The sequence below is a fragment of the Streptomyces sp. NPDC024632 genome, from assembly GCF_055559175.1.
The window spans coordinates 159,067-173,718 of sequence record NZ_JBVHLD010000012.1 but is presented as its reverse complement, the minus strand read 5'-3'; the positions used below and the strand labels follow the sequence as shown (position 1 = coordinate 173,718).

The 14,652-nt window shown below is 73.9% G+C and carries 12 protein-coding genes; all 12 read left to right on the top strand.

The window, feature by feature from the left end; all coding sequences use genetic code 11:
* Positions 1-78 precede the first annotated feature (78 nt).
* Positions 79-1,239 carry a beta-ketoacyl synthase N-terminal-like domain-containing protein gene (locus tag ACZ37P_RS25010; protein ID WP_401311199.1) on the top strand — a complete coding sequence of 387 codons (1,161 nt, stop codon included), beginning with the start codon at positions 79-81 and terminating at the stop codon, positions 1,237-1,239.
* A 131-nt stretch (positions 1,240-1,370) separates the two neighbouring features.
* Positions 1,371-3,002 carry an NAD(P)/FAD-dependent oxidoreductase gene (locus ACZ37P_RS25005; protein ID WP_467348696.1) on the top strand — a complete coding sequence of 544 codons (1,632 nt, stop codon included), beginning with the start codon at positions 1,371-1,373 and terminating at the stop codon, positions 3,000-3,002.
* Positions 3,003-3,248: 246 nt separating this feature from the next.
* Positions 3,249-4,751 (top strand): FAD-dependent monooxygenase, encoded by a 1,503-nt coding sequence (locus ACZ37P_RS25000; RefSeq protein WP_391045638.1) that lies wholly within the window; start codon positions 3,249-3,251, stop codon positions 4,749-4,751.
* Between the two features lie 107 nt (positions 4,752-4,858).
* Positions 4,859-6,202, top strand: a complete 1,344-nt coding sequence (locus tag ACZ37P_RS24995; protein ID WP_467348694.1) for an MFS transporter — start codon at positions 4,859-4,861, stop codon at positions 6,200-6,202.
* A 259-nt stretch (positions 6,203-6,461) separates the two neighbouring features.
* Complete coding sequence (locus tag ACZ37P_RS24990) at positions 6,462-6,887, top strand: acyl carrier protein (RefSeq protein ID WP_391161959.1); 426 nt, start codon at positions 6,462-6,464, stop codon at positions 6,885-6,887.
* An 8-nt stretch (positions 6,888-6,895) separates the two neighbouring features.
* A complete protein-coding gene (locus ACZ37P_RS24985; RefSeq protein WP_467348692.1) occupies positions 6,896-7,741 on the top strand; it encodes a 4'-phosphopantetheinyl transferase family protein in 846 nt (281 codons plus the stop codon).
* A gap of 35 nt (positions 7,742-7,776) precedes the next feature.
* Complete coding sequence (locus ACZ37P_RS24980; RefSeq protein WP_355341348.1) at positions 7,777-9,348, top strand: acyl-CoA carboxylase subunit beta; 1,572 nt, start codon at positions 7,777-7,779, stop codon at positions 9,346-9,348.
* A 98-nt stretch (positions 9,349-9,446) separates the two neighbouring features.
* Positions 9,447-9,821, top strand: coding sequence for an acyl-CoA carboxylase subunit epsilon (locus tag ACZ37P_RS24975; protein WP_391045086.1), 375 nt, complete (start codon positions 9,447-9,449; stop codon positions 9,819-9,821).
* A 263-nt stretch (positions 9,822-10,084) separates the two neighbouring features.
* On the top strand, positions 10,085-10,726 hold the full coding sequence (locus ACZ37P_RS24970; RefSeq protein WP_355341076.1) for a DUF6629 family protein: 642 nt from the start codon (positions 10,085-10,087) through the stop codon (positions 10,724-10,726).
* Between the two features lie 27 nt (positions 10,727-10,753).
* Positions 10,754-11,662 (top strand): SecDF P1 head subdomain-containing protein, encoded by a 909-nt coding sequence (locus ACZ37P_RS24965; RefSeq protein WP_391161957.1) that lies wholly within the window; start codon positions 10,754-10,756, stop codon positions 11,660-11,662.
* Positions 11,663-11,755: 93 nt separating this feature from the next.
* Complete coding sequence (gene tap, locus ACZ37P_RS24960; protein WP_467348690.1) at positions 11,756-13,921, top strand: telomere-associated protein Tap; 2,166 nt, start codon at positions 11,756-11,758, stop codon at positions 13,919-13,921.
* Between the two features lie 9 nt (positions 13,922-13,930).
* A complete protein-coding gene (tpg, locus tag ACZ37P_RS24955) occupies positions 13,931-14,488 on the top strand; it encodes a telomere-protecting terminal protein Tpg (RefSeq protein WP_467348689.1) in 558 nt (185 codons plus the stop codon).
* The last annotated feature ends 164 nt before the right edge of the window (positions 14,489-14,652 follow it).

The following is a 14,652-nucleotide window of genomic DNA, read 5'->3' as shown; positions in this document are numbered from 1 at the left end:
GGAGCGGGCCCGACCGGCCCCGCCCGCCCGCCGCACCGGGCGGGTGCCCGGCGCGGCCGAGCTGCTGCGGAGGGTGCCGTGACCGGCGCTGTGGTGGTGACAGGTCTGGGCATCGTCTCGCCCGCGGGACTGGGCGCCCGCGACTACTGGGCGCAGGCGTGCGGGAGCGGGCACGGCGCCGGACGGCACGGCGAGGCCCGTACGGCGGGCGAACCCGCCTGGCAGACCGCCGCCCTCCTCGACCCCGCTCCGGGCGACCAACTGTGGGGCAGGCCCGCGCCGCAGGCCGACCGGATGGCCCGGCTCGCGCTGGCCGCAGCGGACTGGGCGCTGGCCGACGCGGGCATCCGCCCGCAGGACCTGCCCGACTTCGGCCCCGACGCGGTGACGGCCGTCACCGCCGCGGCTGCCGCCGCCGCGGCTCCCGGCGGGCGGTACGGCGAGGGCCGCGGGCCCGGCTTCGGCGCCCGCTTCCGGGCCGGCACCGGCACCGGCGGACCGCGCGGCCAGGCCGGGCGGCAGAGCGGCGCGTACCGCTCCTTCGCCTGGTTCTACGCCGTCAGCAGCGGCCAGATCTCGATCAGGGACGGCATGAAGGGCCTGGACGCCGTGGCGCACGCCCGGCGGCAGATCCGGCAGGGCGGTCGGCTCATCGTCTCCGGCGGTGTGGACGCGCCGGTCTGCCCCGCCACCTGGAGCGCGCACACCCCGCCGCCCGCCGCCCGGCCCGGCGGCGGAGCGCTGTTGGTACTGGAGACCGCGCACGCGGCCCTGGCCCGCGGCGCCAAGATCTACGGCGAGGTCGCCGGATACGGCGCGACCTTCGACCCCGACCCGAGCGGCGGACGCGAACCGGGCCTGCGGCGCGCGGTGGAACTGGCCCTGTGCGACGCGGGAGCCGTCCCCGGAGAGGTGGACGCGGTGTTCGTCCCCGGCCTCGACGCGGCCGAATCGGCCGCCGTCACCGCGGTGTTCGGCGTGCACGCGGTACCCGTCACCGCGCCCCGCACCATGACCGGGCGCCGCTACCCGGGCACGGCCGCGCCGCTGGACCTGGCGGCAGCCCTGCTCGCCATGGAGGAGGGCCTGATCCCGCCGACCGCGGACGATCTGCCGTCCCCCGGCTACGACCTCAATCTGGTCCTGTCGCCGCGCACCGCGGAACTGCGCACCACGCTGGTGGTGGCCCGCGGCCACGGCGGCTTCAACTCCGCCGTCGTGCTGCGCACCCTGGACTGACCGCACCGCCCCGCGACAGCGCGGCGAGCAGCAGCACCGCACCGACCCCGTGACGTCCCCTCTCCCGCACCGGGAGCCGGGGACGTTTTCGCGTGCCCCGACACATTCCTACCCGGGAGGGACGAAGCAGCATGAACACAACCGCCCAACAGGCCCAGTCCAATGAGAAGTTCGATGTGGCGATCCTCGGCGCGGGAATGGCCGGCGGTCTGCTGGGCTCGGTGCTGGCCCGCAACGGGGTGAAGGTCCTGCTCATCGACGCGGGCGTGCACCCGCGCTTCGCGGTGGGGGAGTCCACCATCCCGTACACCTCGTCGATGACCCGGATCATCGCCGAGCGCTACCAGGTGCCCGAGATCGAGCCGCTGGCCAGCTTCAAGGGCATCCAGGAGAAGATCGCCCCGTCGTGTGGGCGCAAGCAGAACTTCGGCTTCGTCTACCACGTCGAAGGGCAGCCGCAGGACCCCGAGCAGATCAACCAGCTCGTGGTGCCCGAGTGGCAGCGCACCGAGACGCACCTGTTCCGGCAGGACGTGGACGCCTATCTGTTCAACCTCGCCGTGAAGTACGGCGCGGTGCCCAAGGTCGCCACGAAGATCGCCGACATCGAGGTGTTCCCCGAGCACGGGGTGCTGCTGAGGTCCGACAAGGGCGAGGAATTCCACGCCAGTTACCTCATCGACGGCAGCGGCTTCCGGTCGCCGGTCGCGGAGAAGTTCGGGCTGCGCGAGACCCCGACCCGCGCCAGGGCGCACTCGCGCTCGCTGTTCACGCACATGGTCGGCGTCACACCCTTCGACGACGCGAAGGCGGCCCGCTCGCACAAGCAGCCCAGCCCCTGGCACAACGGCACCCTGCACCACGTCTTCGACGGCGGCTGGCTCTGGGTGATCCCGTTCGACAACCACGACGGCGCCCTCAACCCGCTGTGCAGCGTGGGCCTGCAACTGGACGAGCGCAAATTCCCCGCCGAGCCCGACGTCTCCGCGCAGGAGCAGTTCGACCAGTTCCTGGAGCGGTACCCCGAGATCGCCGAGCAGTTCACCGACGCCACCGCCGTACGCCCGTGGGTGGCCACCGGCCGGCTCCAGTACTCCGCGACGCAGACCGTCGGCGAGCGCTACTGTCTGACCGCGCACGCCGCCGGATTCATCGACGCGCTGTACTCGCGCGGCCTGACCAACACCCTCGAGGTCGTCAACGCCCTCGCCTGGCGACTGATCGAGGCGTCCAAGGACGGCGACTGGTCCGTCGAGCGCTTCGCGTATGTCGACAGCCTCCAGCAGGGCCTGTTCGACATCCACGACGACCTCGTCTACTGCTCCTTCGTCGGCTTCCGCGATTACGACCTGTGGAACGCGGTCATCCGGGTGTGGGAGTCGACCAGCATCCTGCCGACGGTCACCATCGACCGGGCGTACCGCACCTTCATGGCCGACCCCGAGCGCGACGAGCAGGTCTTCCGCGACCTGGAGAAGCGCGATGTGCCCGGACTCCCGGCCCCGGTCGGCCAGGACATATCGGAGCTGCTCGGCTTCACCCGCTCCATCTGCCAGCAGGTCGAGGCGGGCACGCTGGAGGCCAAGGCCGGCGCGGCCCAGCTCTTCGAGCGGCTGCGGACGTCCGAATTCCTCCCCGCCCCCTTCGAGTTGGGCTCGCCCGACAACAGGTGCTTCGAGGCCACGCCGGCGGTGATCCAGAGCGCCGTCGAATGGGCCGGTACGGACGCGCCCGCGCACATCGCGCAGCTCTTCGCGCGCTGAGCCCCCGCCGTACCCAGGTCGTCGAGCGCCGCCGTACGCAGGGCACCCCGCCGTACGCATCGCAGACGTACCGCACCCGCGACAGCGCCGCCGGACGCCTCCTGACGGGCCGTCCGGCGGCGCGTCCCTGCCCGTGGCCCCGTTCGCCGGAGGCAACTTCCTTTCAGACAGGAGTCAGACGTGGACGAGAAGGTGGACGAGAAGGTGCACGAGAGGGACAGCACGGACGCGGGCGGAGCCGCTGCCCTGGACACCGATGTGATCATCGTGGGGGCGGGGCCCACCGGGCTGATGCTCGCCGGTGAACTGCTGCTGGGCGGCGCCCGGGTGATCGTCGTGGAACGCCTGGACGAACCCACCGGGCAGTCGCGCGGCCTGGGCTTCACCGCCCGCGCCATGGAGGTGTTCGACCAGCGCGGGCTGCTGCCCGCCTTCGGCGGCCCCGACGGCACCCTGGAGATCTCCCCGGTCGGCCACTTCGGCGGCCTGGTCTTCGACTACACGGTGCTGGAGGGCGCGCACTTCGGCGCCCGCGGCATCCCTCAGTCGCTCACCGAGTCCGTGCTGGAGGCGTGGGCCGTGGGCCTGGGCGCCGACATCCGCCGCGGCTGGGAATTCCTCGAAGTCGCCGACGGGGAAGGGGCGGTGACCCTCACCGCGGGGACCGCGGACGGCGTACGCCACCTGCGCGCCTCGTACCTGGTCGGCTGCGACGGCGGAAAGAGCGCGGTCCGCAAGGCCGTCGGCTTCGACTTCCCCGGCACCGACCCGACCCGCGGCATGTACCTCGCCGACGTGGTCGGCTGCGGGCTGCGCCCGCGATTCCTCGGCGAGCGGCTGCCCGGCGGCATGATCATGGCCGCGCCGCTGGGCGAGAACGTCGACCGGGTCATCGTGGTCGAGAACGGCACCCCGCCGCCGGACCGCACCGAGGAGCCGACCTTCGCCGAAGTGGCAGGGGCCTGGCAGCGGATCACGGGCGAGGACATCAGCGCCGGTACCGCCGACTGGGTCGGCTCGTTCACCGACGCCAACCGGCTGGTCACCGAATACCGGCGCGGGCGCGTGCTGTTGGCGGGCGACGCCGCCCACATCCACCTGCCCGCGGGCGGCCAGGGCCTGAGCACCGGCGTGCAGGACGCGGCCAACCTCGGCTGGAAGCTGGCCGCGGTCGTCACCGGCTGGGCGCCCGAGGGTCTGCTCGACACGTACCACGCCGAGCGGCACCGGGTCGGTGAGCGGCTGATGATGAACACCGCCACCCAGGGCATGGTCTACGTCGGCGGTCCCGAAATGGACCCGATCCGCGAGATGTTCGCCGAGCTGATCGAGTACGACGAGGTCAAGCGGCACCTCGCGGGCACCGTCAGCGGTCTCGACATCCGCTACGACTTCGGCGCGAAGGACGACGACCACCCGCTGACCGGACGCCGGTTGACCCCGCTGAAGGTCGACACCGACGGCGGCGGCACCGACACCACGGAACTGCTGCACACCGCGCAGGGCGTGCTCGTCGACCTCGCCGACGCGGCGGCCGTGCGCGCGGTCGCCGCGCCCTGGAAGAGCCGCGTCCTGACCGTCAGCGGCACGGTCGCCGAGCCCGAGGGGCTGTCCGCACGGGAGTTGGCGGGGGCCACCGCGGTCCTGCTCCGGCCCGACGGACATGTCGCCTGGGTCTCGACGGGCGGTGAGGACGGCCTGGCCGAGGCGCTCCAGCGGTGGTTCGGCGCGCCCGAGACGGGCGCGTGAGTTCCAGCCTCCGACCGGAGGGCGCCGACCGTTCGAGGGCCGGCGCCCTCCGCCAACCGAAGGGCGGGGCACGGCGGTCCGCGGGCGGGCCCTTCCGGTCGCTGGCCGTGCGCAACTTCCGGCTCTTCGCGCTCGGCCAGGTCGTCTCGGCGGCCGGCACCTGGATGATGGTGGTCGCGCAGGACTGGGCGGTCCTCTCGCTCACCGACAACTCACCCACCGCGCTCGGCCTGGTGACGGCCCTTCAGTTCACCCCGGTCCTGCTCCTCGCGCTGTACGGCGGGCGGCTCGCCGACCGCCACGACAAGCGCGCGCTGCTCGTCGCCGCCAACCTGGTCTGCGGTGTGCTCGCCGCCCTGCTCGCGCCCCTGATGCTCACCGGCACGCTGCGGCTGTGGCATCTGTATCTGTTCGCCCTCGGCCTCGGCACCGCGAGCGCCGTGGAGATCCCCACCCGCATGTCGTTCGTGCGCGAGATGGTCGGCCCCGAACTGCTGCCCAACGCCTCGGCGTTGAGCGCGGCGTACTTCAACGTCGCACGGGTGGCGGGGCCCGCGTTCGGCGGCCTGCTCGTCGGCTGGCTCGGCACCGGACCCGTCGTCCTGCTCAACGCCGTCAGCTATCTGGCCACGGTCGTCGCGCTGCGGATGATGCGGCCCGCCGAACTGCACCGCGGGCCGCCGGGCGCAGCCCGCGCCCGCGTGATCGACGGCCTGCGCTACACCGCGAGCCGCCCCGACCTGCTGCTGCCGCTCGCCCTGGTTGCCGTCATCGGCCTGGCCGGGTTCAACTTCCAGCTCACGCTGCCGCTGGTGGCCAAGACGGTCTTCCACACCTCCGCGGCCTCCTTCGGACTGCTCACCACGGCGCTGGCGGCCGGATCGCTGCTGGCGGCGCTGGTCACCACCTCGCGTACGACCCGGCCGAGCGGACGGCTGGTGACCGGCTCCGCGCTGGCCTTCGGCGCGGCCGAGACCGCGGCGGGCTGGGCGCCGAACTACCTGAGCGAGCTGCTGCTGCTCGCGGTCACCGGCTTCACCACGCTCTACTTCGCCCAGGCGGCCAACCACCGCATCCAGCTCGGCGCCGACCCGGCGTTCAGCGGGCGGGTGCTGGCCATCTACGCGCTCATCCTCCAGGGGACCACCCCGCTGGGCGCGCTGGCGGTCGGCTGGCTCACCGAGCACTGGGGCGCCAGATCCGGACTCTACGCGGGTGGCATCGTCTCGCTGGCCGCGGCGGCGGTCGCCATGCTGCTTGACCGGCCCCGTCCGGGCCGAGGGGACGACGGCGACCGGGCGGACGACGGCGACCGGGCGGACGGCGGGGACCGGGCGGACGACGGCGACCGGGCGGAGCGCGAGGGCGACGGTGATCGGGAGGCCGGGCGCGCGCGGGAGACCGGCAGCCGCTCGCCCGAGTCCCCGGCCGTCCCGACGACCGGCGCGTGACGTCGGCGCGCGGACGGTGCCCCGAGGCCCCCGCACCCCCGCCCGTACGCGCCCCGTCCGTACCGCGCCCGTCCCCACGAGGGCCGCGGGCCCGGTCCCGGACGACCGCCGCGGGCCGATGCTCCGCCACCGCGCGGAGCGACCCGTGCCCCGCGGAGCCGTCCGCGCGGCACGTTCTCGAACCTGCCGGTGAACCGCCGCGCCACAGCGCAACGGCGGCGCCGGTCCGTGCACTACCGATGGAAGGCGGTATGCCGTGATGGAACAGACGGTCCCCCTGCACCTGAGGGGGCTTCCCGACCCGCACGTCCTGCGTGCCGCGGGCATCGACGTGCGGACCAGGATCATCGAGCGTTACATCTGCCGTCAGTTGGAGCCGTATCTTCATGTGCCCCCGGCCCACCGGATCAGCACCGACCGGTCGCTGCGCAGCCAGGGCGTCGACTCGATCACCGCGCTGGCGCTGCGCCGCAGGCTCGTCTCGGCGCTGGGCGTCGACGTCCCCGCCGCGGACCTGCTGCGGGACGACTCGGTCACCGAGGTGGCGGCGCTGCTGGCCGGGCTGGTGACCCCCGTACCGCAGAGCGTCCCGCAGACGGCCCCGGTCGGCGCCGTCGCCGCGGCCGTCTTCGACACCCCGGCGGAGAGGCCGCGGCTCACCGCAGCGGCGCGCACCGCGCGGTGAGCGGCGCGGTGGACCGTACGGGGGCCGCCACCGCACCGGCTCTGACCGTCGCGCCGGGCGACCTGCACATCTGGGTGCTGCCCCGGCCCTGGACGCACACCGACCCGGCGCCGCTGCCGGTCGGGGAACTGGACGACGACGAACGCGAGCGCGCCGCGGGCCTGCTGCGTACGGGCGACCGGGTGCGCTACCTCTCCGCCCACGTCGCCCTGCGCCGCCTGCTGTCGGCCTACACCGGCCTCCCGCCGCGGGCGCTGCGGCTCGGCCGGGACCGCTGCCCCTGCTGCGGCGGCCCGCACGGCCGCCCGGTGCTGCTCGACCGCCCGCGCGGTCCCGTACCCGACTGGCCGCACTTCTCGCTGTCCCACAGCCACCAGGTCGCGGTCGTCGCCTTCGCGGGCGCCACCGTCGGCGTGGACGTGCAGCGGGTGCCGCCGGCCAACGCCGTACGGCTGTGCCTGCCCGACCTGCACCCCGCGGAACAGGCGGAGTTGGCCGCTGTGCCCGGCCGCAGGAGGCCCGCGGCCTTCGCCCGGCTGTGGACCCGCAAGGAGGCGTATCTCAAGGGCCTCGGCACCGGTCTGCGCCGCGACCTGGCCGCCGATTACCTCGGGACCGCGGCGGGCCGGCGCGGCGGCCCGCACCGCCCGTCCGGATGGTCCGTCACCGATGTGCCGGGACCGCCGGGCCACGCCACCGCGGCGGCCGTCCGCACCCCGCACCACTACCGCACCGTCGTCCGCATACTGACCGCCGACTGCCTCCACGCCGAGGACGCCACGGAGCTGATCGCCGATTCACGCACGCGGATGCACCGCGTGCCGCAGGCCGCCGTCCGGCGGCCACAGGAGTGATCGACATGAACCCGAGCAAGGGAGGGTGGAGCGCCATGCCCAACGCGGAGTCTCCCGCCGAGGTCCCCGACCGGTTGCAGGAACTGAGCGACCTCAAGGAGCTGGCCCGGCAGGGCCCCGACCCCACGGCGACAGAACGCCAGCACGCCAAGGGCAAGCTGACCGCGAGGGAGCGGATCGACCTGCTCCTGGACAAGGGCAGCTTCACCGAGGTCGAGGCGCTGCGGCGGCACCGGGCCAGCGGCTTCGGCCTTGAGGGCAAGCGCCCGCACACCGACGGCGTGGTCACCGGCTGGGGCACGGTCGAGGGCCGGACGGTCTTCGTCTACGCCCACGACTTCCGGATGTTCGGCGGCGCGCTCGGCGAGGCGCACGCCGAGAAGATCCACAAGATCATGGACATGGCCATCGCGGCCGGCGCCCCGCTGGTCTCGCTCAACGACGGCGCGGGCGCCCGTATTCAGGAAGGCGTCTCCGCGCTCGCCGGTTACGGCGGCATCTTCCAGCGCAACACCAAGGCGTCGGGCGTGATCCCGCAGATCAGCGTGATGCTCGGCCCCTGCGCCGGGGGCGCCGCGTACTCCCCGGCCCTGACCGACTTCATCTTCGCCGTCCGCGGCATCTCGCAGATGTTCATCACCGGGCCCGACGTCGTGCAGGCCGTCACCGGCGAGGAGGTGACCCAGGACGCGCTCGGCGGCGCCGACGTGCACGCCAGCGTCTCCGGCGTCGCCCACTTCGCCTACGACGACGTGCACACCTGCCTCGCCGAGGTCCGCTACCTGCTGTCGCTGCTGCCGTCCAACAACCGCGAACTGCCCCCGGCCAGCCCCGGACAGGACCCGGTGGACCGGCCGGGCGACGCGCTGCTGGAGATCGTGCCGACCGACGGCAACCGCAGCTACGACATCAGGGACGTCATCGAGGAACTGGTCGACGACGGCGACTCGATGGAGGTGCACGCCGCCTGGGCGCCCAACATCGTCTGCGCGCTGGCCCGGCTCGACGGGCAGACCGTCGGCATCGTCGCCAACCAGCCGTCGGCGATGGCCGGGGTGCTGGACATCAAGGCGTCGGAGAAGGCCGCGCGCTTCGTGCAGTTCTGCGACGCCTTCAACATCCCGATCGTCACCCTGGTCGACGTCCCCGGCTTCCTGCCCGGCGTCGACCAGGAACACGACGGCATCATCCGGCGCGGCGCCAAACTGCTGTACGCCTACTGCAACGCGTCGGTGCCGCGGATCTCGGTGGTGCTGCGCAAGGCGTACGGCGGCGCGTACATCGTCATGGACTCGCAGTCGATCGGCGCCGACATCGCGCTGGCCTGGCCCAGCAACGAGATCGCCGTCATGGGCGCGGAGGGCGCGGCCAACGTCGTCTTCCGCCGCGAGATCGCCGCCGCCGAAGACCCCGAGGCGATGCGGATCCAGAAGATCGAGGAGTACCGCAGGGAACTCGTGCATCCCTACTACGCGGCCGAACGCGGCCTGGTGGACGACGTCATCGACCCGCGCGACACGCGGTCGGTGCTGATCCGGTCGCTGTCCATGCTGCGGACGAAGGACGCGGACCTGCCGCGCCGCAAGCACGGCAACCCGCCGCAGTAGCCCGCCGTACTCCGCACAGCCCTTGACGGTGCGTCAGCGCAGCCGCCCGCAACTCGTGCATTCCGTCCGGCAGTTCCGAGACCGAAGGGGACACCCCCATGCCCGCCGCCATCACCGCTCCCACCCCCGCCGCACCGCACCTGGTGCGGGTCGGCACGCTGACCATCCCGGCGCAGCCGGGACCGCCCGCGCTGGAGACGATCAACGCCGCGCCCGCCGTGGTGCCGCTCGCCGCACCCGAGGCGGCTCCGGCGCCGACGACGCTGGTACGTGTCGAGCGCGGCACCGCGACACCCGAGGAGATCGCCGCGGTCACCGCCGTGCTGCTCGCCCGCGCCGCCACCGTTCGCGCGGCGGCCGACGCCGACCACGCGACGGCCGCCCGCCGCCGGGGCGCCGCCCGCTGGCGCGCGCACGGCTTCACCGGCCCGCGCGCCTGGACCGCCGGGACCCGGGATCTGCTCGCGAGTTGAGCGCGGGCGGTCCCGTAGGAGTACCTGAGCGTCCGACGCTCTGAGCTCTGAGCTCTGAGCTCTGAGCTCTGAGCACTGAGCACCGTCAACGGCCCCACGCGCTTCGGCGCGTGGGGCCGTTTTTCGTCGTCTCACCCGCGATTCCCGCCGGAGGTGATTTCCCCCGGCCGCGCGGCGGGGTCCCGCGGCCGGAAGAGGGCAGGCGTCGTAGCGTGACGGGGACGTACAACGGATCATCGGACCGCACGACGCGAGGGGACCTCATGTGCTGGAGCGCCACGGCCGATCTGGCGGCGGGCTCGGTGATCTGCGCCCTGGGCGTGACCTGCGTCGCGCGCGTACGCCGGGCCCGGGACCTGCCGCTGGCGGCGCTGCCGCTGGTGCTCGGCGCCCATCAGCTCATCGAGGCCGCGGTCTGGCACCGCGGCGGCGGCACCGGGCCCGCCACCCTCGCGTGGGCGATCATCGCGCTGCCGCTGCTGGCCGCCTATGTGCCGCTCGCCGTGCTGACCGCCGCGCCGCCGGGCGGGCGGCTGCGGCTGGCCGTACCGGTGCTGGCCGGACTCGCCACCGCCGTCGTGCTCGTCGCCTGCCTGATCGACCGGGCGCCCGTCGCCGACATCCGCGGCCACACCGTCGGCTACGCGGTGGACGTGCCCGCCGTACCGCTGGTCATCGCCGGATATCTGGTGGCCACCGTCGGCTCCCTGCTGCTCAGCGCGGACCGGATGCTGCGGCTGCTCGGCGTCCTCACCGGGGTGGGGGCCGCGGTCTGCGCGGCGGTGTGGCGGACCGAATTCGTCTCCACCTGGTGCGCCTTCGCCGCCGTCGTCTCCGTCGTCCTCCTGCTGTGGGTACGGCGGCCGTCGACGGGGCCGGCGCCGACCGCGCCCGTACTGTCGTAGCGGCTGATCACACGTCAGACTGGGCGGATGCGTCCTCACCGTACCGTGTCCACGGTCGCCCTCACCGTCGTCCTGATCACGCTCGGCCCGGCTCTCGCCGCCTGCTCGTCGGGCTCGCCGTCCCCCGGCTCGCCCGGCGCCGCCCGTTCCGGCCCTTCCGGCCCCGGCGCCGTCGATCCCGACGCGGTCGACCCCGACAGCGGTGTGAAGCCGTCGGAGTCGACCGCCTCGGGCCGCACCGTCGCCACGTACACCGCCGCCTCGGCGATGAGCGCGGACCAACTCCAGGAGACGGTGCGTCGGCTCAAGGAACGCGCCGCCGCCTTCGGACTGACCGGCACCCGTATCGAACAGCGCGGCAACGTCATCACCGCCGACGCGCCCGGCGACAGCGGCGACCGGCTGCGGCAGTTGGCGGCGACCGCCGAGCTGGCCTTCCGGGCGGTCAAGGGCGATCACGCGGAGGGGTCCGCCGAGATTCGGCAGCGCTTCGACGCCCTCACCTGCCCGGTCACCGGCACGCCCCCGCTGTCCAGGCCCGAGGAGCCGACCCCGGCCTGCGACGCCAAGACCGGCCAGAAGTACCTGCTCGGCCCGGTCGCGCTCGACGGCGAGGACGTCAAGAGCGCCAAGTCCGCGTACGAGCCGAACTCCGGCCAGTGGATGGTGAATCTGAACTTCACCGAGCGGGGCGCGAAGACATTCGGCACGGTCACCGCGGCGCTGGCCCAGGAGACGCCGCCCGCCAATCAGTTCGCGATCCTGCTCGACGACGACCTGCTGTCCGCACCGGCCGTCCAGCAGGCCATCACCGACGGCGCGGCGCAGATCTTCGGCGACTTGGACCGGCAGCGCGCGGAGGACCTGGCCGCTCTGATCGGCAGCGGCGCGCTGCCGGTACGGCTCACGGTGAGCGGGGTGACGCGGCAGCCGTAGCCGGTCGCCGCGTCGGCATGATCGCCGGACACTGTGTGTCCGGCGTGTGTTCGGGTGTGTGTTTGGCTAGGGTAACGGCCGGAGGTGGTCCGGTTGTCGAATGAGCAGGGCGAGCTGTTCGCTTCGGTCGACGCGCTGCTCGAACAAGTGGCCGCGCAGGACTCGCTGCCGGAACCCTCCGAGCGCAAGCGGCTGCGTGAGGCGGCCGGGATCAGCCAGGACCAGATCGCGAAGACGCTCAAGGTGCGGCGCGAGACGGTCACCGCGTGGGAGTCCGGCCGCGCCGAGCCGAGGTCGCCGAAGCGGGCGGCGTACGTACGGCTGCTGGACGGTCTCGCTGCGCTGCATCCGGCGCCGCCGGTCGCCACGGCTCCTGAGCCGGCCCCGCAACCTGTGCCCGTACCTGTGCCCGTACCGGAGCCCGCGCCGGTCGCCGTGGTGGCGCCGCCAACTCGACGGTTCCCGGCCCCCGTTGCCCCCGCATCCCAGGCAGCAGCCGCCCCCGCGCGCCAGCCCGCCCCGCCGCCGCGCCGCCCCGCCCCCGCCCGCCGCCCCCAGGCCCCCGCCTCCGGCCGTGCCCCCGAGCCCGGTGCCGATCCGCGGTTCGCCAACGGACCGCTGGCCGTCGTGGACGGCGACGGCAGCGCGTACTGCGTCGGCGGCCTCGTCCTGGAATGCCCGGCGGACGACATTCCGTCGCTCGTGCAGTGGGCCCTCACCGACGCACGCCTCGGCGCGGCCCGGCTGCACCGCTCGGGCAAGGACGCCGACCCGCTGGTCGTCCTCACCGAGTCCGCCACCACCCGCTTCGGCCTCCCCGCGGAACTGGCCGACCGGCGCGGGCTGCGGCTGCCCGAGGACCACGAGGCCGTACGCCGCGTCGCCCGCGCGGGCTGGCAGCTCACCCGGCGCGGCTTCGGCCCCTGGGCACGCGTCTACCGGCCCGCGCAGGCCGGACAGCGCCAGTGCGTACAGCTCGCGATCCTGCCCTGGGGCGCGCTGGACAGCCGGTCGTGGGGGAACGTGGACCAGGCGCCGCCCGCCGAAGTGGCCCGCGTCCTCGGCACGTACGCCACCCGTGTGATCACCCCGCGCGGCTCGACCGCCGTCTGCGGCCTCGAACTGATGACGAGCCTGCGCCCGCCGACCAGGGCCGTACGGGACGAGGCGAGCGGCGCGTGGGTGTCGGGGCAGGTGGCCGGCGCGCTCGGCGCCGCCGTCGACCCCGCGCCGCCCGAGGCCCCCGACGAGCACCCCGTGGCGGCCCGGCTCCATCCGCGCGGCCACCGGCGCACACCGGACCAGGTGCTGGACGAGGAGGCGTACGACTGGATCCGCGACCCGCAGCTCCTCGGTGACGACGAGTGCGCCAGGCCGTACGCGGTCGGCATCGACGTCAACATGGCCTTCGCCGCCGCCGCGAACCGCCTCACCGTCGGCCTCGGCGCCCCCGTCCACCGCACCGCCCCCGGCTTCGACAAGGCGCTGCCCGGCTGCTGGCTCGTCGACCTCTCCGGCATCGAACTCGACCCCCGGCTGCCGAGCCCCTTCACCCCCCAGGGCACCCGCCCCGAGGGACCCGCTTGGTACGCCACCCCGACCGTCGCCTACGCCGTCGAACTCGGCCACGACGTCAAGCCCGTCGAGGCGTACGTACGGCCGGAGACCGGCGCGTATCTGGACGCCTGGTACACCCGGCTGCGGGACGCCTACCTCGCCACGATGGGGCAGCTCGGCGTCACCGCGGGGATGGACGAGGCGGACTTCCTGGCCGCGATGGCCGTCCACAAGGACACCGATCCGGGCCTGGCCGCCGTGCTGTCCGCCGTCAAGGCGACCGTCAAGGGCGGCATCGGCAAGCTCCGCGAGCGCCCGCAGGGCGCGGGCTACCGGCCGGGGGAGCGGTGGTCCGCGTTGGACCGCCCCACCTGGCGGCCCGACATCCGCGCGGCCGTGATCTCCTCCGCGCGGGTCAACATGCACCGCAAAATGCGGAAGTTCGCCGCCGTCGGGCTCTACCCGCTCGCCGTGCTGTCCGACTGCGCCGTCTACGCCTCGGACGGCCCCTCGCCGCTGGACTTCCTGCCGCGCGCGCCGGAGGGCAAGCCGCTGCCCGGCGGATTCCGGCTCGGCGTCAGTCCCGGCATGGTCAAGCACGAAGGCACCCAGGACCTGATGTGGGCGGTCGAGCTCCTCGACCAGGGCCACAACCCGGCCCGGCACATCAAGGGCACCGACGCCGCCGTCGACGGAGAGTAGGACCACAGCGTGGGCATCATCGGCGACAGTCTCGACAAGGCGACGGCCAACACCCAGACCCGGCCGATCCCCAAGTCCGCGCAGGCCCAGATGCGCTTCCTGGTCAAATGCGCCAAGGGCTCCACCCGCGCCGTCGCCCAGCGCCTCGGCGTCACCCAGCGCACCGTCGAGCGCTACCTGAAGGGCACGCTCAAGCGGCCGCGGCGCGAACTCGCCGACCGCCTCGCCGCCGCCGTCCGGCAGGACTGGCAGCCCCGTGTCAAACAGCGCGCCCAGCGCCGCGCCGCCACCTCCGACGGCCTCGTCATCGAGACCCGCGCCCGCTTCGGCTTCACCGCCGCCCCCGGCTCCACCGACGACGGCCGCATGCGCCGGATCACCCAGCACCTCCCGCCCGCCTACGCCGCCCGGCTCTTCGAAGCCCAGTCCTCCGGCGCCACCGAACAGCAGCTCCAGGCCATCGCCGCCGAGGGCCTCCAGGAGGTCTACTTCAAGGACAGCGGCCGCCGCGCGGACGGGCTGCTGGTCGAGTTCACCGACATCGACTACGTGGAAATCGACTTCTGACGGAGGCGCTCGTAGGGGCGGGCCGCACGCACACGGTGACGCCGACTTGGCGGACACCGCGCTGCGCGCCGCGGAGGCCAAGGCGCGCGAGCGCGGCGCCGCCGTGCGGTTCCCGCACCACGACGCGCGGCGGCTGCCGGAGCTGGGGGAGCGGGCAAGAGGCG

What these genes read in the sequence shown, in the direction of transcription:
- ACZ37P_RS24990 (WP_391161959.1), top strand. Translation starts at nt 6,462, where the DNA reads ATGGAACAGACGGTCCCCCTGCACCTGAGGGGGCTTCCCGACCCGCAC.
- ACZ37P_RS24970 (WP_355341076.1), top strand. Translation starts at nt 10,085, where the DNA reads ATGTGCTGGAGCGCCACGGCCGATCTGGCGGCGGGCTCGGTGATCTGC.
- ACZ37P_RS24965 (WP_391161957.1), top strand. Translation starts at nt 10,754, where the DNA reads ATGCGTCCTCACCGTACCGTGTCCACGGTCGCCCTCACCGTCGTCCTG.
- ACZ37P_RS25005 (WP_467348696.1), top strand. Translation starts at nt 1,371, where the DNA reads ATGAACACAACCGCCCAACAGGCCCAGTCCAATGAGAAGTTCGATGTG.
- ACZ37P_RS24975 (WP_391045086.1), top strand. Translation starts at nt 9,447, where the DNA reads ATGCCCGCCGCCATCACCGCTCCCACCCCCGCCGCACCGCACCTGGTG.
- ACZ37P_RS24980 (WP_355341348.1), top strand. Translation starts at nt 7,777, where the DNA reads ATGCCCAACGCGGAGTCTCCCGCCGAGGTCCCCGACCGGTTGCAGGAA.